We start from the raw sequence: 22,457 nt of genomic DNA, 5'->3' as shown, positions 1-22,457 counted from the left end.
AGGCCAGATGTGGAAGCCCGGTAACGGGTGAAGCTGACTGGTACTAATAGGCCGAGGGCTTGTCCTCAGTTGCTCGCGTCCACTGTGTTAGTTCTGAAGTAACGACCGTGTTTTTGCCCGGTTGGTCAACTTCATAGTGTTTCGGTGGTCATAGCGTTAGGGAAACGCCACCCGGAAGCTAAGCCTTTCAGCGCCGATGGTACTGCAGGGGGGACCCTGTGGGAGAGTAGGACGCCGCCGAACAATCATTGTGGGAAAGCCCCGCACCAGCCTTCGGGCTCGGTGCGGGGCTTTTCTGCGTTCCGGGCACGTGTGCGGTCTCCTGTAGGGTCAGGGGGAATCGTTCGACATTTCTACAGTCACAGTGGAGGCCCCCGGGTGGAGGTCCAGGAGACTCGGGTTCAGACTGACCGAATTTTCACCATTCCGAACATCCTGAGCATGGCTCGCCTGGCCGGCGTGCCCCTGTTCCTGTGGCTGATCCTCGAAGAGCACGACGGATGGGCCCTGGCCGTCCTCATGCTCAGCGGGATCAGTGACTACCTCGACGGGAAGCTCGCCCGGCGCTGGAATCAGATCAGCAACCTCGGCAGGCTGCTGGATCCGGCCGCGGACCGGCTGTACATCCTCTCGACCCTCTTCGGTCTGACCTATCGCGGACTCCTGCCGCTCTGGCTCACCGGCGCCCTGCTGGCCCGTGAGCTGATGCTGCTGGTCATGGTGTGGATCCTGCGCCGGCACGGCTATCCGCCGCCGCAGGTCAACTTCCTGGGCAAAGCCGCGACCTTCAACCTGATGTACGCCTTCCCTCTGCTCCTGCTCAGTGACGGCACCGGTTGGTTGGCCTGGATGGGGTCAGTTTTCGGATGGGCGTTCGCAGGATGGGGTACAACCCTGTATTGGTGGGCAGGAGTGCTGTACGTGGTCCAAGTCCGCCGTCTCGTGAAGGCGGATTCCACGGCCGATTGAGCACGTTCGCGCCGGCTGACGCGTAGGAGTTGCGGAGTCACCGTCCGGGACGGGTGAGGTCGGCGAGAACGTCGTCTCTCAAGGAGGACTCTTCCGACATGAAGGCCGTCGTGATGGCCGGTGGCGAAGGCACACGTCTTCGCCCCATGACCTCGAGCATGCCCAAGCCGCTCCTGCCGGTGGCCAACCGGCCGATCATGGAGCACGTGCTCAGGCTGCTCAAGCGGCATGGGCTCAATGAGACCGTGGTCACCGTGCAGTTCCTGGCGTCTCTCGTCAAGAACTACTTCGGTGACGGCGAGGAGCTCGGGATGGAGCTCACCTATGCCAACGAGGAGAAGCCACTCGGGACCGCCGGCAGCGTGAAGAACGCCGAGGAGGCACTGAAGGACGACACGTTCCTCGTGATCTCCGGCGACGCGCTCACCGACTTCGACCTCACCGAGCTCATCCGCTTCCACAAGGAGAAGGGCGGCCTCGTCACCGTCTGCCTGACCCGGGTGCCCAACCCCCTGGAATTCGGCATCACCATCGTGGACGAGGAAGGCAAGGTCGAACGCTTCCTGGAGAAGCCGACCTGGGGACAGGTCTTCTCCGACACGATCAACACCGGCATCTACGTGATGGAGCCGGAGATCTTCGACTACGTCGACGCGGACGTCTCGGTGGACTGGTCCGGCGACGTCTTCCCCCAGCTCATGAAGGAAGGCCGGCCGATCTACGGCTACGTGGCCGAGGGCTACTGGGAGGACGTGGGCACCCACGAGAGCTACGTCAAGGCGCAGGCCGACGTGCTCGAGGGCAAGGTCCAGGTCGACATGGACGGCTTCGAGATCTCCCCCGGCGTGTGGATCGCCGAAGGCGCCGAGGTCAGCCCCGACGCGGTCCTGCGCGGGCCCCTCTACATCGGGGACTACGCCAAGGTCGAAGCCGGTGTGGAGATCCGCGAGCACACGGTGATCGGCTCGAACGTTGTGGTCAAGAGCGGAGCCTTCCTCCACCGGGCCGTGATCCACGACAACGTGTACATCGGGCCCCACAGCAACCTGCGCGGCTGCGTCATCGGCAAGAACACCGACATCATGCGTGCCGCGCGGATCGAGGACGGGGCGGTCATCGGCGACGAGTGCCTCGTCGGCGAGGAATCGATCGTCCAGGGCAACGTACGGGTCTACCCGTTCAAGACGATCGAGGCCGGTGCCTTCGTCAACACGTCGGTCATCTGGGAGTCCCGGGGACAGGCGCACCTGTTCGGAGCCCGTGGTGTCACGGGCATCCTGAACGTGGAGATCACCCCCGAGCTGGTGGTGCGGCTCGCCGGTGCGTACGCGACCACGCTGAAGAAGGGCGCGATCGTCACCACCGCCCGCGACCACTCCCGAGGCGCCAGAGCGCTCAAGAGAGCCGTGATCTCGGCGCTCCAGGCCAGCGCCATCAACGTCCGGGACCTGGAGAACGTACCGCTGCCGGTGGCGCGGCAGCAGACCGCGCGGGGCAGCGCCGGCGGGATCATGCTGCGGACCTCGCCCGGTATCCCGGACTCCGTGGACATCATGTTCCTGGACGAGCGCGGGGCCGACCTCTCGCAGGCCGGGCAGCGCAAGCTGGACCGGGTGTACGCGCGTCAGGAGTACCGGCGTGCCTTCCCCGGCGAGATCGGCGACCTGCAGTTCCCGTCCAGCGTCTTCGACTCCTACACGGGGTCCCTGCTGAGGCAGGTGGACACCACCGGTATCGGTGACGCCGGGCTCAAGGTGGTCGTGGACGCCTCCAACGGCAGCGCCGGGCTCGTCATGCCCAGCCTGCTCGGCCGGCTCGGCGTGGACGCCCTCACGATCAACCCCGGCCTCGACGAGTCCCGGCCCACGGAGACCACGGAGTCCCGGCGGGCCGGACTGGTGCGGCTCGGGGAGATCGTGGCCTCGGCGCGGGCGGCCTTCGGGGTGCGCTTCGACCCGGTGGGCGAGCGGATCTCCCTGGTGGACGAGCGCGGGCGGATCATCGAGGACGACCGGGCCCTGCTGGTGATGCTCGACCTGGTGGCCGCGGAGAAGCGCAGCGGCAAGGTCGCGCTGCCCGTGACCACGACGCGGGTGGCCGAGCAGGTGGCGGCCTACCACGGCACACAGGTGGAGTGGACGACGACGTCCCCCGACGACCTGACGCGGGTGGGCCGGGCGGAGACGACCATCTTCGGCGGCGACGGCCGAGGCGGATTCATCGTTCCGGAGTTCAGCAGCGTCTTCGACGGGTCGGCGGCCTTCGTGCAGCTGCTCGGACTGGTGGCGCGCACCCAGCTCACCCTGAGCCAGATCGACGCCCGGATCCCGCGGGCGCACGTCCTCAAGCGTGACGTGCCCACGCCGTGGGCCGTGAAGGGGCTCGTCATGCGACGGGTAGTGGAGGCGGCCGGCGACCGGCAGGTGGACACCACCGACGGGGTACGGGTGGTCGAGGCGGACGGGCGCTGGGCGCTGGTCCTGCCGGATCCCGCGGAAGCGGTCACCCACCTGTGGGCCGAGGGCCCCGACGACGCCTCGGCGCAGGCCCTGCTCGACGAGTGGGCGGACGTGGTGGACGGCGCCGGGCACTGAGTGCCGTTACCGGGGGCCGGGTGTGCGTACTGCACGTGCCCGGCCCCCGGTCACGGGCGCATTGGGTGTGTACGGCGCCGACATGCGACGATGTGCGGCATGTCGCAGCCGTCCCACAACAGGAGTTCGGCGTCCCCGCCCGCGCGCCCGGACGCTTCCATGTCGCTGCTGACGCACGTGATGGACCACAGTCTCGACGAGGGCTACGCGGAGGCCTCGGCCCGGCGTGAGGCCGACGGCACCGCGGGGCTGCCCCGCACCCTCAAGGCCAAGCTGGGGCTCGCCGCCGGGCTCGTGATCGCCGCGATGGTCGTCACGCTCGGAGCGGCCGAGGCGCGGATAGCCGCCCCGGTGCTGGCCAAGGAGCGACAGGAACTGATCGACCGGGTGGAGCGTGCGGACGGGCGTGCGCACGGCCTGGAGAAGGACATCGAGCGGCTGCGGCAGGACGTCGCGGACCGCCAGCTCGCGGTGCTGAAGCAGCCCGGCGGGGACCGGGGACAGCTCGTCGCGCTGCTGTCCGGGGCCACCGAGGTCCGCGGCCCCGGCGTGAAGCTGGTGGTCGACGACGCCAAGGGCGCCTCCTCGGGCGGTGGCGGCGGTCCGCGCGAGAGCGCGGGATTCTCCGACACCGGGCGGCTGCGCGACCGTGACATGCAGAAGATCGTCAACGGGCTCTGGCAGTCCGGGGCTGAAGCCATCTCGATCAACGGGCAGCGGCTGACGGCGCTGTCGGCGATCCGGGCCGCGGGCGACGCCATACTGGTCGACAACAGGCCGCTGGTGCCGCCGTACGAGGTGCTGGCGGTGGGGGACAAGAAGCGGCTCGGCACCGCATTCCAGGACTCGGCCGACGGCCAGTACCTGCACGTGCTGCAGGAGAGCTACGGGATCCGCTCCACCCTGTCCGCCGAGAACGAGCTGCGGTTGCCGGCCGCATCCAGCCTGACGGTACGGACAGCCACAGCAGAAGAGCAGCAGAAGGGTGCATCGTGATCGCGGTACTGGGCCTCGTGGCCGGAGTGGTGGTCGGGCTTCTGGTCCGGCCCGAAGTGCCGGCCGTGGTGGAGCCATATCTGCCGATCGCCGTGGTGGCGGCACTGGACGCGGTGTTCGGGGGCCTGCGCGCGATGCTGGACGGCATCTTCGTCGACAAGGTCTTCGTGGTGTCGTTCCTGTCCAACGTGGTCGTGGCGGCCCTGATCGTCTTCCTCGGCGACAAGCTGGGCGTCGGTTCGCAGCTGTCCACCGGTGTGGTCGTGGTCCTCGGCATCCGCATCTTCTCCAACGCCGCGGCCATCCGCCGGCACGTGTTCCGGGCGTGAGGCCGATGAGTACGAACGACACCCCGCCCGAGCGCCCCGAGCGTCCTGGGGGCCCCGATGGAACGCAGGGTTCCGGGGAGCCCGCGGACCGGGTGACACCCCCGTCACAGGCAGCGCAGGCACCGCAGACGCCCCCGGCGGAGCCCGGCGGGCCCGTACCGCCACCGGCTCCCGCCGGGCCCGTGGCGGCCGAGGAGACGGGCCGGCAGCGGCTCGCGGCCGGACTGTGGCCCCCGCGGGTGAGCCGCGCGCAACTGATCGTCGCGCTGCTGCTGTTCGTCCTGGGGCTGGGACTGGCCATCCAGGTGCGCTCCAACAGCGACTCCAGCGCACTGCGCGGTGCGCGCCAGGAGGACCTCGTACGCATCCTCGACGAGCTCGACGGGCGGACCAAGCGCCTGGAGGACGAGAAGCAGCGTCTGGAGGATCAGCGCAGGGAGCTGGAGAGCAGTTCCAACCAGGCCGAGGAGGCCCGCAGACAGACCGTGGAGAAGGAGCGTCAACTCGGCATCCTGGCCGGTACGGTGGCAGCGCAGGGGCCGGGCATCACGCTGAAGATCACGGATCCCACGGGCCAGGTGCAGTCGGACCAGCTGCTGGACACCCTCCAGGAGCTGCGGGCGGCCGGGGCCGAGGCGATCCAGATCAACGGTGTGCGCATCGTGGCGAGCTCGTTCTTCTCGGACGAGGACGGCGGGGTCGGCATCGACGGTAAGAAGATCACACAGCCCTATGAGTTCAAGGTGATCGGCAAGCCCCAGGATCTGGAGCCGGCGCTCAACATCCCCGGCGGTGTCGTCCAGACGCTGGAGAAGGAGCAGGCCACCGTAGCCGTCACACGGTCGGCGAAGATCGTTGTGGATGCCTTGCGGGTTGCGAAGCAGCCTGACTACGCTCGGTCGTCATCGTCATGAGACGGGGCGGAGCGTGGACCGGCTCACGTGGGCTGATGCCTGCGGGGGGTCGGCGCACAGAAGTCGCCGTACGTGGTGGAAACTGTCTGGTGGTTACGGACGTTGTGAGAATGTCCGGGTCGGCAGGTGTGTGCATGTGGAGTTCGTCCTGCCCCACGGGCGGGTCTATTTCGGTCAAGGGGAATCGCCCGTGAAGTTGTTTGAGAAGTTGTTCGGCAAGAAGAACCGTGAGGACAGCGGCGCAGCACGTCATCGTGCCGGGCACGGTGACGTGGAAGGGCAGGGCGACCGGCCGCTCTTCCGCGACGAGGTCGCGGGCGCGGGTGATGTTCCGGGCTCCCACGGCGCGTCGTCTGTTGACCCTGCCGGTACCGGACGCATAGGTTTCGGGGAACCGTCAACCTCAAGTTCGGGTGGAGGGTTTGCCCCCGACCCGTATGCCACCAATGCCTCCGCGGGGCAGCCGCGGCGCGAGGAGCCGTCCATGTCGGCCGAGCAGATTTGCAGCAGGTGCGGGCACCGCAGCGATGCGGCCAGCCGGTTCTGCTCCAACTGCGGGGCGCCGCTGCGGGCGGGTCTGACGCCGGAGCGTGCCTCGGAGACCACGTCCACCATCTCGATCTCGGGCCTGGAGGCCTACGAGGCCGAGGTGTCGGGACAGACGCACGCGTCGTCCTCGCTGTCCCCCGAGGCCCAGGCCGCGGTGGAGGCACTGCCCCCCGGTTCCGCCCTGCTGATCGTGCGGCGCGGTCCCAACTCCGGCAGCCGCTTCCTGCTGGACGGCGAACTGACCACGGCAGGCCGGCACCCGCAGAGCGACATCTTCCTGGACGACGTCACGGTCTCCCGGCGGCACGTCGAGTTCCGCAGGAGCCCGGAAGGCGGCTTCACCGTCTCCGACGTGGGCAGCCTCAACGGCACGTACGTGAACCGTGAGCCGATCGACGCGGTCGCCCTGCACAACGGCGACGAAGTGCAGATCGGCAAGTACCGGCTGGTCTTCTACGCGAGCCTGCGGGGCATCTGACCTGCCAAGGAAGGCCCCATGCTGCGCACCCCGACCGGCGGTGCCCCGAAGAACGGCACCGCCGGGTCAGTCGGCCCGGCCGGGCGGCTGGTGAGCATCGGCACGGTGCTCACCACGCTGCGTGACGAGTTCCCCGAAGTCACGATCTCGAAGATCCGCTTCCTGGAGGCGGAGGGGCTCGTGGAGCCCACGCGCACACCTTCCGGATACCGCAAGTTCAGCGCCGGGGACATCGAGCGGCTGGCCCGCATCCTGAGGCTGCAGCGCGACCACTACATGCCGTTGAAGGTCATCCGCGAGCAGCTCGACGCGCTCGACCGCGGTGAGCAGATCCGTATCCCGGCGCCCGCCGGCAGTCGCGACGGTGCAGGTCAGCTGGACCCGGCCAGTCCGGCCGCCCTGTACGGCGAGGTGGGCCGGGAGAGGCCCACGGCGTCCCGTGTGGGCCGCGCCGAGCTGATCGCCGCCGCGGAGGTGGACGAGGCCCAGCTGGCCGAGTGGGAGTCGTACGGGCTGCTCGCCGAGGTGCCCGGCGGCGGATTCGACGCCGAGGCCGTCACGGTGGCCCGGCTGGTCGCCGACCTGGGGCGGTTCGGGCTGGAGCCGCGTCACCTGCGGGCGATGAAGGCCGCCGCCGACCGGGAGGCCGGCCTGGTGGAGCAGGTCGTGACCCCGCTGCGCAGGCATCGCAATCCCCAGACCAGGGCCCATGCGGAGGCCACCCTGAAGGAGCTCGCGGGGCTCTCCGTACGGCTCCACGAGGCGCTCGTGCAGACCGCTCTCGGCGTCCGGTTGCGCTGAGCGCGCTGGTCGGAGTGGAGCCCCGACTACCCAAACCTGCCGGGCAGGTCCTAGGGTTGCTGTGTGAACGAGCTCGACGTTGTGGGTGTCCGGGTGGAAATGCCCTCCAACCAACCGATCGTGCTCCTGCGTGAAGTGGGAGGCGACCGGTACCTCCCCATCTGGATCGGTCCAGGGGAGGCGACCGCCATTGCCTTCGCACAGCAGGGCATGGCCCCTGCCCGGCCGCTGACGCACGACCTGTTCAAGGACGTGCTGGAGGCGGTCGGTGAGGAGCTCACCGAGGTCCGGATCACGGATCTGCGGGAGGGTGTCTTCTACGCGGAGCTCGTCTTCGCCAGCGGGGTCGAGGTGAGCGCGCGGCCTTCCGATGCCATAGCGCTGGCCCTGCGGACGGGGACGCCGATCTACGGCAGTGACGGCGTGCTCGACGACGCCGGAATCGCCATTCCCGACGAGCAGGAGGACGAGGTGGAGAAGTTCCGCGAGTTCCTCGACCAGATCTCGCCGGAGGACTTCGGTACCGGCCCGCAGTGACGCGGCGGCCGCGTCGCCCACCGTGAACTTTCAGCCCATTCGAGTAGCCTTTCCCCGCAAGGGGATACGGGAAACCACTCTCAGGGTGATTATCACTCGGCGTGCCGAGTGTGGCGATCGTTGACGCACCCCTGGTGACTGCCTACCTTCAAGGTGGGCAGGTCAAGGACGGAGGGTCGGCGTGAGGATCACGGGCGACGGTACGACCGGGGGTACCCCCGCGCGGAGTGACGGTGGGCCGTACCCGTTGCACGGCAGCGGACTGGGTTCCGCGCGCCGCCAGCCGGAGTCGACACCGGTCGCACCGGTGGACGGCGAGGACCCGGCCCCCGAGCAGGTCGGCTACCGCGGGCCCACGGCGTGCGCCGCGGCCGGCATCACCTACCGGCAGCTCGACTACTGGGCGCGCACCGGACTGGTGGAGCCGAGCGTGCGGCCCGCGTACGGGTCGGGCACCCAGCGGCTGTACAGCTTCCGGGACGTGGTCGTTCTCAAGATCGTCAAGCGCTTCCTCGACACCGGGGTGGCGCTCCAGAACATCCGCACCGCCGTGCAGCACCTGCGGGACCGCGGTTTCTCGGACCTTGAGCGCATGACGCTGATGAGCGACGGCGCCACCGTGTACGAGTGCACCTCGCCCGACCAGGTCGTGAGCCTGCTCCAGGGCGGGCAGGGCGTCTTCGGCATCGCCGTGGGCGTCGTGTGGCGGGACGTGGAGAACGCGCTGTCCCAGCTGCACGGGGAGCGCGTGGACACGGGCGAGACCGTCGTGGGCCGCAACCCGACCGACGAGCTGGCCGCCCGGCGCAACCGCGCCGTGTGAGCAGCACCGGGGCGATGTCAGTCCCGTAGGGCAGCATCGGGCCTGTGAGAGCCGCCCCGACCATCCTCCACCTGGACATGGACGCCTTCTACGCCGCCGTGGAGCAGGCGTCCAAGCCGAGCCTGCGCGGGAAGGCCGTGATCGTCGGGGGCCTGGGGCCGCGCGGTGTCGTGGCCACCGCCTCGTACGAAGCGCGGCGGTTCGGGGTGCATTCGGCGATGCCCATGGGCCAGGCGAGGCGGCTCTGTCCGAACGGCGCCTGCCTCATCCCGCGCTTCAGCCTCTACCGCGAGGTCAGCGAGGTGGTCATGGGCCTCCTGCGGGAGCTGTCACCGCTCGTGGAGCCGCTCAGCCTGGACGAGGCCTTCGTGGACCTGGAGGCGGGCGGCACGGCCTTCGACGCCCGGGGCGCCAGGGCGACGGGGGAGCGGCTGAGGGCGGACATCCGGGCCGCCACGGGGCTCAGCGGGTCAGTGGGGCTGGCGGGGTCGAAGATGCTGGCCAAGGTGGCGTCCGAGGAGGCCAAGCCCGACGGGCTGCTGCTGATCGAGCCGGGGACGGAGCGGGAACTGCTCGCGCCGATGCCGGTACGGACCCTGCCGGGGGTGGGGCCGGCCACCGGGGAGCACCTGCGGCGGGCCGGGATCACCCTGGTGGGGGAGCTGGCCGAGGCGGGGGAGGACGAGCTGGTCCGGATGCTGGGGCGCTCCCACGGGGTCGGCCTGTACCGGATGGCGCTGGGCCTGGACGACCGGCCGGTGGTGGCGGAGCGGGACGCGAAGTCGGTTTCGGTCGAGGACACCTTCGACGTGGACCTGCACGACCGGATCCGGATCCGGGGCGAGGTGCAGCGGCTGGCCGACCGGTGCGTGCAGCGGCTGCGGGGCTCCGGCCACTCGGGCCGCACGATCGTGCTGAAGGTGCGGCGGTACGACTTCTCGACGCTGACGCGCTCCGAGACGCTGCGGGGGCCCACGGACGACCCGGGCGTGGTGCGGGAGGCCGCCGCGAGGCTGCTGGAGGCCGTGGACACCACGGGAGGGGTGCGGCTGCTGGGCGTGGGGGTGACGGGGCTGGCCGACTACACGCAGGAGGACCTGTTCGCGCAGGCGCTCACCGCCGAGGCGGGCGGGGTCGGCGGGCCAGGCGAGACGGGTGGGTCAGACGGGGAAGGCAGGGAAGGCGGGACTGCCGGTACGGAGGCGGCGCCCGGTGCGCCCGGTGTACCCGGGCTGGAGGGGGCTGACGAGGCGCCTGGGGCTCCCGGGACGCCCCGGGCGGGTGCGGAGCCGCCCCGGGAGCCGGAGACGGCCCCCGGGCGGCGCTGGGCGGCGGGCAGCGACGTACGGCACGCGGTGTACGGGCCCGGGTGGGTGCAGGGCAGCGGGGTCGGGCGGGTGACCGTACGGTTCGAGCAGCCCGGTTCGGAGCCCGGCCGGGTGCGGACCTTCCGGGTGGACGACCCCGAGCTGGAGCCGTCCGATCCGCTGCCGCTGGTGGGGGACGGGGGCTAGCCTTCTCCTCCGGCCAGGCGGCCGAAGTCGCGGCCGGACCCGGAGCCGGATGCGGGCGGGTGGCGGAACTCGCTGGGCAGGGTCACGTCCAGGCCGTAGTGGTGGTAGAGCTGGAGCTCCTGTTCGGGGGAGAGGTGGCGGCCGACTCCGAAGTCCGGGGCGTCCTTGATGAGGGAGCGCTCGAAGGGCACGTGCAGGGCGTCCCCCACCATCTCGCTGGGCTCCAGGGGGACGAATGCGTCCCGGCCGAAGAGGCCGGTCCGGACGGCGGCCCATTCCGGGGTGCCCGTGGCATCGTCGAGGTAGACCTCGTCCACGGTGCCGATCTTGGTGCCATTGCGGTCGAACGCCTTGCGGCCGATCAGGCTGCGCGGATCGATGTCGGTCTGCACGGTCCCTCCAATTGGTCGCAACTGCTCCGTAATGACTACAGAAGTGCATATCCGGGGCTGAGGCCACTCGGGGGAGGGTCCGGATCGTCGCTGGTAGGCTGGGTGACGGCTGTCGACCCTGTGCGGGAGAGTCCTCCGAGTGAAAGCGACGGAGGCGCCGAAGGAGCAAATCCTCCCCGGAATCTCTCAGGCATACGTACCGCACGGACGAGGCCACTCTGGAAAGCAGGGGCGGGTACCGGGCGCGCAGTGCCGGTTCCCCTCCTCACCGACGGTGAAAGCCGGTCTGTCGAGCGACCCTCGAGCGGCCGGTGAAACTCTCAGGTTGAGATGACAGAGGGGGAGGCCGCTCGGGTGCCCGCGCCGTGGTACCCCTCGCAGGTCATACGACCAGGAGGCCTCCGTACATGACCGCCAACCGCATTCCGCTCTCCCAGCTGGAGCGAGGCATCCCCTTCGAGCAGCGCCACATCGGCCCGGATGCCGAGGCGCAGGCGAAGATGCTCGCCCACGTGGGCTACGGCTCCCTGGACGAACTGACCGCCGCCGCGGTACCGGATGTGATCAAGACCGCCGAGGCGCTCGACCTGCCCGAGGCGCGGACCGAGGCCGAGGTGCTCGCCGAGCTGCGTTCGCTCGCCGACCGCAACCAGGTGCTCTCCTCGATGATCGGTCTCGGCTACTACGGGACCTTCACGCCGCCGGTGATCCTGCGCAACGTCATGGAGAACCCGGCCTGGTACACGGCGTACACCCCGTACCAGCCGGAGATCTCGCAGGGCCGCCTCGAGGCGCTCCTCAACTTCCAGACCGTCGTCGCCGACCTCACGGGTCTGCCGACCTCCGGGGCCTCCCTGCTCGACGAGGGCACGGCGGCCGCCGAGGCGATGACGCTGGCCCGCCGGGTCGGCAAGGCCAAGGGCAACGTCTTCCTGGTGGACGCCGACGCGCTGCCGCAGACGATCGCCGTGATCGAGACCCGCGCCGAGCCGATCGGCATCGAGGTCGTCGTCGCCGACCTGTCCGCCGGCATCCCGGCCGAGATCGCCGAGCGCGGGATCTACGGCGTGCTGCTCCAGTACCCGGGCGCCTCCGGTGCCGTGCGGGAGATCAAGCCGGTCATCGACCAGGCGCACGCGCTCGGCGCGATCGTCGCGGTCTCGGCCGACCTGCTCGCCCTGACCCTGCTGACCTCCCCGGGCGAGCTGGGCGCGGACATCGCGGTCGGCACCACCCAGCGCTTCGGCGTCCCGATGGGCTTCGGCGGACCGCACGCCGGCTACATGGCCGTCCAGGCCAAGCACGCCCGCTCCCTGCCGGGCCGCCTCGTCGGGGTCTCCGTGGACGCGGACGGCAACAAGGCCTACCGCCTCGCGCTGCAGACCCGCGAGCAGCACATCCGCCGCGAGAAGGCCACCAGCAACATCTGTACCGCGCAGGTGCTGCTCGCCGTGATGGCCGGCATGTACGCCGTCTACCACGGCCCGGACGGCCTGCGCACGATCGCCCGCCGCACCCACCGCTACGCCGCCCTGCTGGCCGCGGGCCTGAAGGCCGGCGGCGTCGAGATCGAGCACGGCTCGTACTTCGACACGGTCACCGCCCGGGTCCCCGGCAAGGCCGCCGAGGTCGTCGCCGCTGCCCGTGAGGGCGGGGTCAACCTGTACCAGGCCGGCGCGGACCTGGTGTCCGTCTCCTGCGACGAGACCACGCTGCGCGCGGACATCGAGGCCGTCTGGGCGGCCTTCGGGGTCACCGCCGACATCGAGGCGCTCGACCTGACCACGGCGGACACCCTGCCCGAGGGCCTGCTGCGCTCGGACGAGGTCCTGACGCACCCGGTCTTCCACCAGCACCGCAGCGAGACCGCGATGCTGCGCTACCTGCGCAAGCTGTCGGACAAGGACTACGCGCTGGACCGCGGCATGATCCCGCTGGGCTCCTGCACCATGAAGCTCAACGCGACCACCGAGATGGAGCCGGTCACCTGGCCCGAGTTCGGCCAGCTGCACCCGTTCGCCCCGGTCGAGCAGGCCGAGGGGTACCTCACGCTCATCACCGAGCTGGAGGAACGTCTCTGCGAGGTCACCGGCTACGACAAGGTCTCCATCCAGCCCAACGCCGGTTCCCAGGGCGAGCTCGCCGGTCTGCTGGCCGTGCGCGCCTACCACCGCGCGAACGGTGACGAGCAGCGCACCATCTGCCTCATCCCGTCCTCCGCCCACGGCACCAACGCCGCGAGCGCGGTCATGGCCGGCATGAAGGTCGTCGTCGTCAAGACCGCCGACGACGGCGAGGTGGACGCCGCCGACCTGAGCGCCAAGATCGAGCAGTACCGCGACGAGCTCGCCGTGCTGATGATCACCTACCCCTCCACGCACGGTGTGTTCGAGGAGCACGTCGCCGACATCTGCGCCCAGGTGCACGACGCCGGCGGCCAGGTCTACGTGGACGGCGCCAACCTCAATGCCCTGGTGGGCCTGGCCAAGCCGGGTCACTTCGGCGGCGACGTCTCCCACCTGAACCTGCACAAGACCTTCTGCATCCCGCACGGCGGCGGCGGCCCGGGCGTCGGCCCGGTCGGTGTCCGGGCGCACCTGGCCCCGTACCTGCCCAACCACCCGCTCCAGCCGGCCGCCGGTCCGCAGACGGGCGTCGGCCCGATCTCGGCCGCTCCGTGGGGCTCGGCCGGCATCCTGCCGATCTCCTGGTCGTACGTGCGCCTCATGGGCGGCGAGGGCCTCAAGCGTGCCACCCAGGTGGCCGTGCTCGGCGCCAACTACATCGCCAAGCGCCTGGAGCCGCACTACCCGGTGCTCTACACCGGCCCGGGCAACCTGGTCGCGCACGAGTGCATCATCGACCTGCGTCCGCTGTCGAAGTCGACGGGCGTGAGCGTGGACGACATCGCCAAGCGTCTGATCGACTACGGCTTCCACGCGCCGACCATGTCCTTCCCGGTGGCCGGCACGCTGATGATCGAGCCGACGGAGTCCGAGGACCTCGCCGAGATCGACCGGTTCTGCGACGCGATGATCGCCATCCGCGGCGAGATCGAGCGGGTCGCGGCCGGTGAGTGGCCCGCGGACGACAACCCGCTGGCCAACTCCCCGCACACCGCGGCGGCGCTGGGCGGCGAGTGGGACCACCCGTACAGCCGTGACGAGGCCGTCTTCCCGGGCGGGGTCACGGCCGCCGAGAAGTACTGGCCGCCGGTGCGCCGCATCGACGGGGCGTTCGGTGACCGCAACCTGGTGTGCTCCTGCCCGCCGCTGGACGAGTACGACAACTGATCGCACCGCACGTGAAAGGGGCCGGCCCCGGGATCTCCTCCCGGGGCCGGCCCCTTTCCCGTACGTGCTGTGGCGCCTAGGCCGCCGCGAGCGGGCGGTGCGGGGCGATGATCTGGCCGTCCGGCAGCAGCTCGCCGGTGTCCTCGAAGAGCAGGACGCCGTTGCACAGCAGGCTCCAGCCCTGTTCCGGGTGGTTGGCCACCGGGAGGGCCGCCTCCCGGTCGGCGGAGTCGGCTGACGGGCAGGCTGGCTGGTGCTGGCACATGGATGCGTTCTTTCGCTGCGGTGTGGTCTGCGTGCTACGGCTCGATACGTGGTTCATGGCCGTCCCCCTGGGTCATCCCCGCACCCGCGGGGAGCGTGTCCTCAGTCTTCCCCCACGACAGCCGCTTCGCAGGTATTTCCCAGCAGCTGTCCTCATAGATTGATGACGCATCACTCGTGCGGGCGGTTCAGGCCAACTCCCCTGTCATTTCGGATGGTTCGCACGTGGCCCCAGCGGACTAGGCCGAATGGGCGAATCGGGTCAGGCGGCGGGTGCGGCCAGCGAAGGAGGTGTGGCAGGGGTCAGCCGGTGGGTCAGCACGGGCAGCAGCTCGGACACCAGGTGTGGCCGGTAGGCGGCGATCCCGGGTGGAGCCGGTGCCAGCGGAACGAGCAGGTCCTCCCCGGCCGGCAGGCCGGAGGCAGCGTCGGCGCCCACCGCTCCGTGCAGCCACAGGGTCAGCATGTACAGCTCCGGTACGGACAGCAGTCGCGGCTGGTAGCTCTTGCCGAGCGACTCCGCCTGGTGCAGGGCGCGTTCCGTGGCGGCGACGTAGGGGCCCTCGAAGAAGTGGGAGAAGGCCCACCCGTCGGGCGTCAGCCGGGTGTCGGCCGCGGCGACGAACCGGTCGCCGCTGCGGATCAGGAACCGCCAACCCGTGAGCCGGGTGCGGGGAGGCCGGCCGCCTGCCGCGAGGTTCGACAGCTGCAGGCGGTCGAGAACGTGGACCGGAAGGGGGAGTTCGGCGGTCATCGGGCCCTGCAGCGCACGCAGGGCCGGAGTGTGCGCCTCGTGGACGGCGGTGGGGGATCCGAGTGCCGCGAGGACGCTGCGCAAGGCGGGTGCGGGGGCCGGGGGGACATGCAGCGGCATGGTGGGTCGCCTCTCACTTGGGAGACCGGTGGAACGGGGGCAGGTGCGGACGGCGCTGTCGCATTCTGGGGCCAGAGGGGGGCTGAGGGGCAATGGCCGCGCGCCAACTCTCTGCCTCGTTTGCGGAGTTTATACGACACGTGTTCACGCGGTGTTTCGGCTAGCTGTCCCGGCTATTGCCGACAAGGCGCTTACCGGTCCCGCTGTTACGGGATCCATGCCGCATGGGCGCGAAGGTGCCGCGCTGACCTGGGAGGCTACCTGACGGGGGCTCGGCTGGAAAGCGCCTGTTATCAGAAACCGGCAAAGTCGCAGCGGAATGTGCACCGGACGAGTTGCCAGACGAATGTGCCGAAGCGCCGTTCGGCCAAACCGGCGCGCGCTCCTCGCCAGGTGCACCCCCGCCGCGTTATGGATCACCGAGCCGGGGCATCATCGACCGTACATGCGCGCCCGGGTGCAACCGGCCGTGCCCACTCGAGGAGGGACGCTTCGATGGGGGAGAAGGTCGTGGCGGGCGGATTCGACCTGTCCGATCGGCAGCGGTATCGAAGGAAGCTTCACGAGTGCCTGGAGGGGCTGGAGCGGCTTCTGGCGGAGAAGAGGTTCGACCGTCCCAAGAATATGATGGGGCTGGAGATAGAGCTGAATCTCGCGGGTGCCGACGGAATGCCGAGAATGGTGAATGCCCAGGTACTGGAACGGATTGCGAGCCCCGATTTCCAGACCGAACTCGGAATGTTCAACCTGGAGGTGAACGTCCTTCCGCACCGGCTCGGCGGCCGGGTATTCGACCAGCTCGCCGAGGAACTCAGCGCGGGTTTGGCCTATGCCCACCGGCAGGCCGCGGAGATCGATGCCGGGGTGGTGATGATCGGCATTCTGCCGACGATCTCCCGCGAGGACCTGGTCACCGCCAACCTCTCGGCGGTGGACCGCTACTCCCTGCTGAACGAGCAGATCCTGATGATGCGGGGCGAGGACTTCACCCTCGACATCGACGGTGTCGAGCGGCTGGTGTGGACCTCCGGGTCGATCGTGCCCGAGGCCGCCTGTACCTCCGTACAGCTGCACTTGCAGGTCACGCCCGCCCGCTTCTGCGACGTGTGGAACGCGGCGCAGGCGGTGACCGCCGTACAGATCGCCGTCGGCGCCAACTCGCCGTTCCTGTTCGGGCGGGAGCTGTGGCGGGAGTCGCGGCCGCCGCTGTTCACGCAGGCCACCGACACCCGGCCGCCCGAGCTGCAGGCGCAGGGCGTGCGGCCGCGCACGTGGTTCGGCGAACGCTGGGTGGACTCGGCCTACGAGCTCTTCGCGGAGAACGTGCGCTACTTCCCGGCCCTGCTGCCGATCTGCGACGAGGAGGAGCCGCTGCGGGTGCTCGCCGAGGGCGGCGTGCCGAGCCTGCAGGAACTGGTCCTGCACAACGGCACCGTCTACCGCTGGAACCGGCCCGTGTACGGGGTCGCCGACGGGGTGCCGCACCTGCGCGTGGAGAACCGGGTGCTGCCCGCGGGGCCGACGGTCGCCGACGTGGTCGCCAACGCCGCCTTCTACTACGGGCTCGTGCGCACCCTCGCCGACGAACCCCGTCCGGTGTGGACCCGGCTGCCCTTCGCCGAGGCGGAGGCCAACTTCGACGCCGCCTGCCGGTACGGGATCGACGCGCGGCTGCGCTGGCCCCGGCGCGGCCGGGCCGGGGGACTGGCGAGCGTGCCCGCCGTACGGCTCGTCCTGGACGAGCTGCTGCCGATGGCGGCGGCCGGGCTGGACGCGTGGGGGATCGAGCCCGCCGACCGGGACCACTACCTCGGGATCATCGAGGAGCGCTGTCGGCGCCGGGTGAACGGGGCGACCTGGCAGGTGGACACCTACCACCGGGCGCTGGCCGCCGGGCTGGAACGGGACGAGGCGCTGGCCGCGGTGACCCGGCGGTACAGCGAGCTGATGCACAAGGGCGATCCCGTGCACACCTGGCCCGTGGGGCTCACGGAGGAGGAGGCGAGCCCGACGGCGGCCGTGGGGCGCTGAGCCGGGCGTCGGCCGGTGCCGTGCCGTCCGCTGCTGCTGCTGCTGCCGCCGTCCGCCTCGTTCCGCGCGCGTCCCGATGATCCCCGCGCCGACCCCTGCGCCCCGCCGAGGGGGCAGTATGGGGGTGTTGCAATCGGGACGTCGCCGTGGACGGCGGGAGCAGGAGTCGGGCGTGCGGGCGGAGCCGGAACCGGTGGTCGTGGAGCTGGACGGGGACGGACACCGTCCGGGACGGGCGGTCCTGCGCACCGAGACGCTGCTCGTGCTCGCCCTGTCGCTGGGCGCGAGCGGGGTCTCGGCGCTCATCAGCTTCATCGGCTCGCTGACCAAGCCGGGCGGGCTCAAGGACCAGGCCGCCACCCTCAACGGCTCGTACGCCCCCGGCCGGCCCTGGCTGGACCTGGCCTGGCAGCTGTTCGGCATCGCCAGCGCCCTGGTGCCCGTCCTGCTGGTGGCGCACCTGCTGACCCGGGAGGGCGCGCCGGGGCTGAAGGTGCTGGGCTTCGACCGGACCCGTCCGCTGGGGGACCTGGGGCGCGGGGCCCTCGTGGCGGCCGGGATCGGGAGCGCCGGGCTGGCCTTCTACCTCGTGGCGCGGGCCACCGGCTTCAACCTCACGGTGGTGCCGGAGGCACTGCCCGACGTGTGGTGGAAGTTCCCCGTGCTGATCCTCTCCGCGGTGCAGAACTCCTTGGTCGAGGAGATCATCGTGCTGGCCTACCTGCTGCGCCGGCTCGACCAGCTGGGCTGGTCCCCGCTGGCCGCGCTGCTGGCCAGCTCGGTGCTGCGCGGCTCCTACCACCTCTACCAGGGCATCGGCGGCTTCATCGGCAACATGGTGATGGGCGTCGTCTTCGTGCTGGCCTACCGCCGCTGGGGCCGGGTGGCGCCGCTCGTCGTCGCACACGCCCTGCTCGACATCGTGGCCTTCGGCGGGTACGCGCTGCTCGCGGGCAAGGTGGACTGGCTGCCCACGCCGTGACGGGCGGGGCCGCGCCGCTGTGGTGCGGCCCGCCCCGCCCCGGCGGTCACGGGGAGGCGAGGAGTTCCCCGTCGAGGACGGTGACCGCGCGTCCGCTGAGCAGCGTACGGTCGCCCGCCAGGCTCACCCGGACCAGGCCCCGGCGGGCTCCGCCCTGGAGGCCGGTGAGCTCGGTGCGGCCCAGGCGTGCGGCCCAGAAGGGGGCGAGTGCGGTGTGCGCGCTGCCCGTCACCGGGTCCTCGTCGATCCCGAAGGCCGGGAAGAAGCCCCGGGAGACGAAGTCGTAGCCGCGCGAGGGGTCCTCGGCCGGCGCGGTGACGATCACCCCGCGCTTGGCGAAGGTGCGCAGGGCGGCGTGGTCCGGTGCCAGCTCGTGGACGGTCCGCTCGTCGGCGAGCTCGATCAGGAGGTCCCCGATGTGCGCGGCGGTGTCGTGCACGGAGAGGATCGGGACCCCGCCGAGTGCGTGGTCCACCGCTCCGGGCGCGTCGGCCGGGGTCAGGGAGGACGTGGGGAAGTCCATCGTGACGGTGCCGTCCTCGGCGGCCTCGGCGGTGAGGATGCCGCAGCGCGCGGAGAAGCGGATCAGGCCCTTCGCCAGACCGCTCGTGGCCAGGACGTGCGCGGTGGCGAGCGTGGCGTGCCCGCACATGTCGACCTCGGCGGCCGGGGTGAACCAGCGCAGCGCCCAGTCGGCGTCCCCGCCGGGCGGCAGGGGGTGCGCGAAGGCGGTCTCCGACAGGTTCATCTCGGAGGCGACCTGCTGGAGCCAGGCGTCCGGCGGGAATCCGGAGTCCAGGAGCAGGACGGCGGCCGGATTCCCGTGGAAGGGGCGGTCGGTGAAGGCGTCGACGATTCGGATGCGCATGGCTCCGACGTTAGGACGCTTCGCCGATCGCTGACAAAGGCCAATCCGGGGTGATTGGCATCGTGTCCGGGGCAAGCGCCGCGCGGGCCGCGCGGTCCGTCCGTCAGTGCAGGTCGAGGCGCATCAGGACGCGGGGGTGTCCGGCCAGTACGGAGGTGGTGTCGGCGGCGTGGGTGAACCCGGCGCGTTCGAAGTTCTTCCGGATCCCGGCGTAGGCCATCGTCAGGTCGACCTTGGCGCCCTTGTTGTCGAGGGGGTACGCCTCGATCGCGGGCGCGCCGTGGCTGCGGGCGAAGGCGACGGCGCCGTCGATCAGGGCGTGGGAGATCCCCTGCTTGCGGTGGCCGGGACGGACCCGGATGCACCACAGGGACCAGACCGGCAGGTCGTCGACGTGCGGGATCTTCCGGCTGTGCGCGAAGGAGGTGTCCGAGCGCGGGGCCACGGCGGCCCAGCCGACCGGCTCGTCGCCGTCGTAGGCGAGCACCCCCGGGGGACCCGTCCGGCACAGCTCGGCGGCGTACTCGCCGCGGGCCGGGCCGCGCAGTGCGTTGTTGAGCTTGGAGGGGATCCGGTAGCTCAGGCACCAGCAGACATTGGCCGCGGGTGACTTCGGGCCGACCAGGGTGCGGAGGTCCTCGAAGACCGAGGCCGGGCGGACGTCGATGGTCATGGCTCCACGATGTCATGGCGGGCTGTTCGTTGAGAAAGTTTCCGATATATCGTTGACGCATCGCGATGGGTCAGTGATAGTTGAGATATCGGACAACCGATGACAGGACGTACCGAACGGAAACGGAAGGAGCGCAGTCATGCGTTCACACGGACAGCACGGACAGCACGGGCACGACCAGGGATCCGAGCGGGGGCGGGGCCACGGGCACTGCGGCCCCGACCGCCGGGAGGAGTTCGCGGGGCTGCGCGCCGCGTTCGGCCCCTTCGGGCCGCCCTTCGGAGGCGGGCCCTTCGGTGGGCGCGGAGGCCGCGGCGGACCGCGGGGCCGGGCGCGCCGGGGTGACGTGCGCGCCTCGATCCTGGCGCTGCTCGCGGACCGGCCGATGCACGGCTACGAGATGATCCAGGAGATCGGCGAGCGCAGTGGCGGGGTCTGGAAGCCCAGCCCGGGGTCGGTCTACCCGACGCTGCAGCTGCTCGAGGACGAAGGCCTGATCACCAATGAGAGCGAGGGCGGCAAGAAGCTGTTCACGCTCACCGAGGCGGGCCGCACCGAGGCCGCCTCGGGCCCTGCGGCACCCTGGGCCGAGGCGGGGCGCGGCTTCGACTTCGAGGCGATGAGCGAGATCCGCACGGCCGGCTTCGGCCTGATGGAGGCCTTCGGGCAGGTCTGGAAGACCGGCTCGGCCGAGCAGCGGGAGAAGGCGGTCGCGGTGATCAACGACGCCCGCAAGAAGCTCTACCTGATCCTGGCCGACGAGCACTGAGCGGCCGGCCGTGCAGCGGCGGGCCGGACAGGGGGCGGCGCGCCCCGCGGGTCTTCTCGCGGGGCGCGCCGTCGTGTGCGGGGGGCGTCGTGCGGGTCGTCCGACGGGCTCAGGCGACCAGGCCGGCGAGCTTGCGCAGGGATTCGTTCAGTGCGGCGGTGGCCGAGTCCTTGAGCTTGCCCGCCATCAGGGAGACGGCGGCTCCCGTGAACTCCCCGTCGATGCGGACGGTGGTGGCACCGCCGTCGGGGGTCAGGGTGTACCGGGTGAGGACGGCCACGCCCATCGGACCCTTGCCGGTGATGGCGAAGAGGCGCTCGTCCTCCAGCTCCGAGACGGTCCAGACGACCTCGGCGGGGAAGCCCATCATCTTCATGTTCTCGGCGAAGGTGGAGCCGACCGCGAAGGTCTCCGGGCCGCCCTTCGGGAAATTCGTGTGGGTCATGCTCCACTGGCCGTACGCGTCCCAGTCCGTCAGCTGGGCCCAGAGCTTCGCGGCGGACGCCTCGATGCGTGATTCCGCGGTGACTTCGGCCATGCGACCACCCCTTCTCGTCGGGTACGTGCGGCGGAACGTAGCCCCGGCGGCCGGAACATTCAATACTGACGACCTGTCAGAAATCGCCGGTTCCGGTGCGGTGCGGCCGAGGGCCGTCTCAACAGGCGTCTGGTGCATGACGGTGCTGACCGGTCCTGTCATGATGGCCCGATGCAAGCGTCAGGGAGAAACGCCGGGCTGGGCCTCGCCCTGGTCTCGGCGTGCGCGTTCGGTGGTTCCGGTGTGGCGGCGAAGCCGCTGATCGAGGCGGGTCTCGACCCCCTCCACATGGTCTGGCTACGGGTGGCCGGGGCAGCGCTCGTGCTGTCCCCGCTGGCCTGGCGCCACCGTGACCTGGTGCGCCGCAAGCCGGCCCTGCTGGCCGGCTTCGGGCTGGTGGCCGTCGCGGGCGTACAGGCCTTCTACTTCGCCTCCCTGTCCCGCATCCCCGTCGGGGTGGCCCTGCTGCTGGAGTACCTCGGCCCCGCGCTGCTCCTCGGCTGGATCCGCTTCGTGCAGCGCAAGCCGGTGACCCGGGCGGCCGCGGCCGGAGCCGCCGTGGCCGTCGTCGGCCTGGCCTGCGTGGTCGAGGTCTGGTCCGGACTGAGCCTGGACCCGCTCGGGGTGCTGCTCGGCATCGCCGCCGCGTGCTGCCAGGCCTTCTACTTCGTCCTCGCCGACCAGGGCACCGACGGGGACGAGGCGCCCGACCCGATCGGCGTGATCGCGTACGGCATGATCGTCGGCACCCTGGTGATGACGGTGATCGCCCGCCCGTGGGAGATGGACTGGCAGGTGCTGGGCGGTCAGGCCGCTCTCGGGGACACGGCGGTGCCCGCCGTGGCGCTGCTGGCCTGGGTGGTGCTCGTCGCCACCGTCTTCGCCTACCTCACCGGCGTGGTCTCGGTGCGCAAGCTCTCGCCGCAGGTCGCGGGGGTGGTGGCCTGCCTGGAGGCGGTGGTCGCCACCGTGCTGGCCTGGGTGCTGCTGGGCGAGCACCTCGCCGCCTGGCAGATCGCGGGCGGTGCGCTGGTGCTGAGCGGCGCCTTCATCGCGCAGTCGCTGCGGCCCACCCCGCCGGCCGCGGCCGACCCGGCCGTACTGGACCGGGAGACCACCGGCGCCCGGTGACGACGTCCGGCCGGCGGGAGCCTGGCGCGAGCGGCCCGGCAGCCCGTAGGGTGGCGATCATGCCCTCGACCGTGCTTCCGCCTCCCGCCGCCTAGCGCGGGCGGCACCTCGACGACGTAGGACCCGGCCCGGGTGTTC

21 protein-coding genes, 1 rRNA gene and 1 riboswitch are annotated in these 22,457 nt (G+C 70.7%); of the genes, 16 read left to right on the top strand and 6 right to left on the bottom strand.

What is annotated here, in order from left to right:
• The first annotated feature begins 140 nt into the window (after window positions 1-140).
• From rrf to IO30_RS0127185, 11 genes are all read left to right on the top strand, one after another.
• Window positions 141-243, top strand: a 5S ribosomal RNA gene (gene rrf / locus IO30_RS0127235).
• A gap of 135 nt (window positions 244-378) precedes the next feature.
• Window positions 379-969, top strand: a complete 591-nt coding sequence (gene clsA, locus IO30_RS0127230; RefSeq protein WP_031147126.1) for a cardiolipin synthase ClsA — start codon at window positions 379-381, stop codon at window positions 967-969.
• A gap of 98 nt (window positions 970-1,067) precedes the next feature.
• Window positions 1,068-3,563 carry a mannose-1-phosphate guanyltransferase gene (locus IO30_RS0127225; RefSeq protein ID WP_031147124.1) on the top strand — a complete coding sequence of 832 codons (2,496 nt, stop codon included), beginning with the start codon at window positions 1,068-1,070 and terminating at the stop codon, window positions 3,561-3,563.
• Between the two features lie 90 nt (window positions 3,564-3,653).
• Window positions 3,654-4,559 carry a DUF881 domain-containing protein gene (locus tag IO30_RS0127220; protein ID WP_199921096.1) on the top strand — a complete coding sequence of 302 codons (906 nt, stop codon included), beginning with the start codon at window positions 3,654-3,656 and terminating at the stop codon, window positions 4,557-4,559.
• A complete protein-coding gene (locus tag IO30_RS0127215; protein WP_030158423.1) occupies window positions 4,556-4,888 on the top strand; it encodes a small basic family protein in 333 nt (110 codons plus the stop codon). Before IO30_RS0127220 ends, IO30_RS0127215 begins: the two co-directional genes overlap by 4 nt.
• Window positions 4,889-4,893: 5 nt before the next feature.
• Window positions 4,894-5,802, top strand: a complete 909-nt coding sequence (locus IO30_RS0127210) for a DUF881 domain-containing protein (protein WP_078904832.1) — start codon at window positions 4,894-4,896, stop codon at window positions 5,800-5,802.
• A 130-nt stretch (window positions 5,803-5,932) separates the two neighbouring features.
• Entirely contained in the window at window positions 5,933-6,829 is an 897-nt protein-coding gene (locus IO30_RS43815; RefSeq protein WP_078904265.1) for an FHA domain-containing protein, read from the top strand.
• Between the two features lie 18 nt (window positions 6,830-6,847).
• Window positions 6,848-7,630: a transcriptional regulator FtsR gene (gene ftsR, locus IO30_RS0127200; RefSeq protein ID WP_031147118.1), complete on the top strand. Its 783-nt coding sequence runs from the start codon at window positions 6,848-6,850 to the stop codon at window positions 7,628-7,630.
• Window positions 7,631-7,693: 63 nt separating this feature from the next.
• Entirely contained in the window at window positions 7,694-8,167 is a 474-nt protein-coding gene (locus IO30_RS0127195; RefSeq protein ID WP_007262890.1) for a bifunctional nuclease family protein, read from the top strand.
• A 181-nt stretch (window positions 8,168-8,348) separates the two neighbouring features.
• Window positions 8,349-8,990 (top strand): MerR family transcriptional regulator, encoded by a 642-nt coding sequence (locus IO30_RS0127190; RefSeq protein WP_078904264.1) that lies wholly within the window; start codon window positions 8,349-8,351, stop codon window positions 8,988-8,990.
• 44 nt (window positions 8,991-9,034) lie between these two features.
• The gene (locus IO30_RS0127185; protein WP_031147115.1) at window positions 9,035-10,504 is read left to right on the top strand and encodes a DNA polymerase IV; all 1,470 of its coding nucleotides are present in this window, start codon (window positions 9,035-9,037) and stop codon (window positions 10,502-10,504) included.
• On the opposite strand, the gene IO30_RS0127180 is transcribed toward IO30_RS0127185, so the two are convergent.
• On the bottom strand, window positions 10,501-10,908 hold the full coding sequence (locus tag IO30_RS0127180; RefSeq protein ID WP_199921097.1) for a PRC-barrel domain-containing protein: 408 nt from the start codon (window positions 10,906-10,908) through the stop codon (window positions 10,501-10,503). The genes IO30_RS0127185 and IO30_RS0127180 overlap by 4 nt on opposite strands.
• Before the next feature lie 101 nt (window positions 10,909-11,009).
• Window positions 11,010-11,108: riboswitch (glycine riboswitch) on the top strand.
• Between the two features lie 195 nt (window positions 11,109-11,303).
• Here IO30_RS0127180 and gcvP point away from each other — a divergent pair.
• Window positions 11,304-14,189 (top strand): aminomethyl-transferring glycine dehydrogenase, encoded by a 2,886-nt coding sequence (gene gcvP / locus IO30_RS0127175; protein ID WP_031147111.1) that lies wholly within the window; start codon window positions 11,304-11,306, stop codon window positions 14,187-14,189.
• Between the two features lie 76 nt (window positions 14,190-14,265).
• On the opposite strand, the gene IO30_RS0127170 is transcribed toward gcvP, so the two are convergent.
• Both IO30_RS0127170 and IO30_RS0127165 read right to left on the bottom strand, forming a co-directional pair.
• Entirely contained in the window at window positions 14,266-14,454 is a 189-nt protein-coding gene (locus tag IO30_RS0127170) for a DUF5999 family protein (RefSeq protein ID WP_031147109.1), read from the bottom strand.
• A 261-nt stretch (window positions 14,455-14,715) separates the two neighbouring features.
• Entirely contained in the window at window positions 14,716-15,327 is a 612-nt protein-coding gene (locus IO30_RS0127165; protein ID WP_031147107.1) for a hypothetical protein, read from the bottom strand.
• Between the two features lie 495 nt (window positions 15,328-15,822).
• Here IO30_RS0127165 and IO30_RS0127160 point away from each other — a divergent pair, with 495 nt between their 5' ends.
• Together IO30_RS0127160 and IO30_RS0127155 are read left to right on the top strand one after the other, a co-directional pair.
• Complete coding sequence (locus IO30_RS0127160; RefSeq protein WP_031147105.1) at window positions 15,823-17,358, top strand: glutamate-cysteine ligase family protein; 1,536 nt, start codon at window positions 15,823-15,825, stop codon at window positions 17,356-17,358.
• A gap of 172 nt (window positions 17,359-17,530) precedes the next feature.
• The gene (locus tag IO30_RS0127155; RefSeq protein ID WP_037895256.1) at window positions 17,531-18,340 is read left to right on the top strand and encodes a CPBP family intramembrane glutamic endopeptidase; all 810 of its coding nucleotides are present in this window, start codon (window positions 17,531-17,533) and stop codon (window positions 18,338-18,340) included.
• 46 nt (window positions 18,341-18,386) lie between these two features.
• Here IO30_RS0127155 and IO30_RS0127150 read toward each other — a convergent pair whose 3' ends face one another.
• On the bottom strand, window positions 18,387-19,208 hold the full coding sequence (locus IO30_RS0127150; RefSeq protein WP_031147102.1) for a PhzF family phenazine biosynthesis protein: 822 nt from the start codon (window positions 19,206-19,208) through the stop codon (window positions 18,387-18,389).
• Between the two features lie 103 nt (window positions 19,209-19,311).
• Window positions 19,312-19,881: a GNAT family N-acetyltransferase gene (locus tag IO30_RS0127145; RefSeq protein WP_031147100.1), complete on the bottom strand. Its 570-nt coding sequence runs from the start codon at window positions 19,879-19,881 to the stop codon at window positions 19,312-19,314.
• 139 nt (window positions 19,882-20,020) lie between these two features.
• Here IO30_RS0127145 and IO30_RS0127140 point away from each other — a divergent pair, with 139 nt between their 5' ends.
• The gene (locus IO30_RS0127140; protein ID WP_031147098.1) at window positions 20,021-20,650 is read left to right on the top strand and encodes a PadR family transcriptional regulator; all 630 of its coding nucleotides are present in this window, start codon (window positions 20,021-20,023) and stop codon (window positions 20,648-20,650) included.
• A 109-nt stretch (window positions 20,651-20,759) separates the two neighbouring features.
• On the opposite strand, the gene IO30_RS0127135 is transcribed toward IO30_RS0127140, so the two are convergent.
• Complete coding sequence (locus IO30_RS0127135; protein WP_031147096.1) at window positions 20,760-21,188, bottom strand: type II toxin-antitoxin system Rv0910 family toxin; 429 nt, start codon at window positions 21,186-21,188, stop codon at window positions 20,760-20,762.
• A 171-nt stretch (window positions 21,189-21,359) separates the two neighbouring features.
• On the opposite strand from IO30_RS0127135, the gene IO30_RS0127130 reads away from it, so the two are divergent.
• Window positions 21,360-22,319, top strand: a complete 960-nt coding sequence (locus IO30_RS0127130) for an EamA family transporter (RefSeq protein WP_037895254.1) — start codon at window positions 21,360-21,362, stop codon at window positions 22,317-22,319.
• Window positions 22,320-22,457: the final 138 nt, after the last annotated feature.

Origin of the sequence: Streptomyces xanthophaeus, assembly GCF_000725805.1 — a bacterium.
Lineage (GTDB): Bacteria > Actinomycetota > Actinomycetes > Streptomycetales > Streptomycetaceae > Streptomyces > Streptomyces xanthophaeus.
The sequence above is the reverse complement of the archived record's forward strand: the minus strand, read 5'-3'. Positions and strand labels throughout refer to the sequence as shown.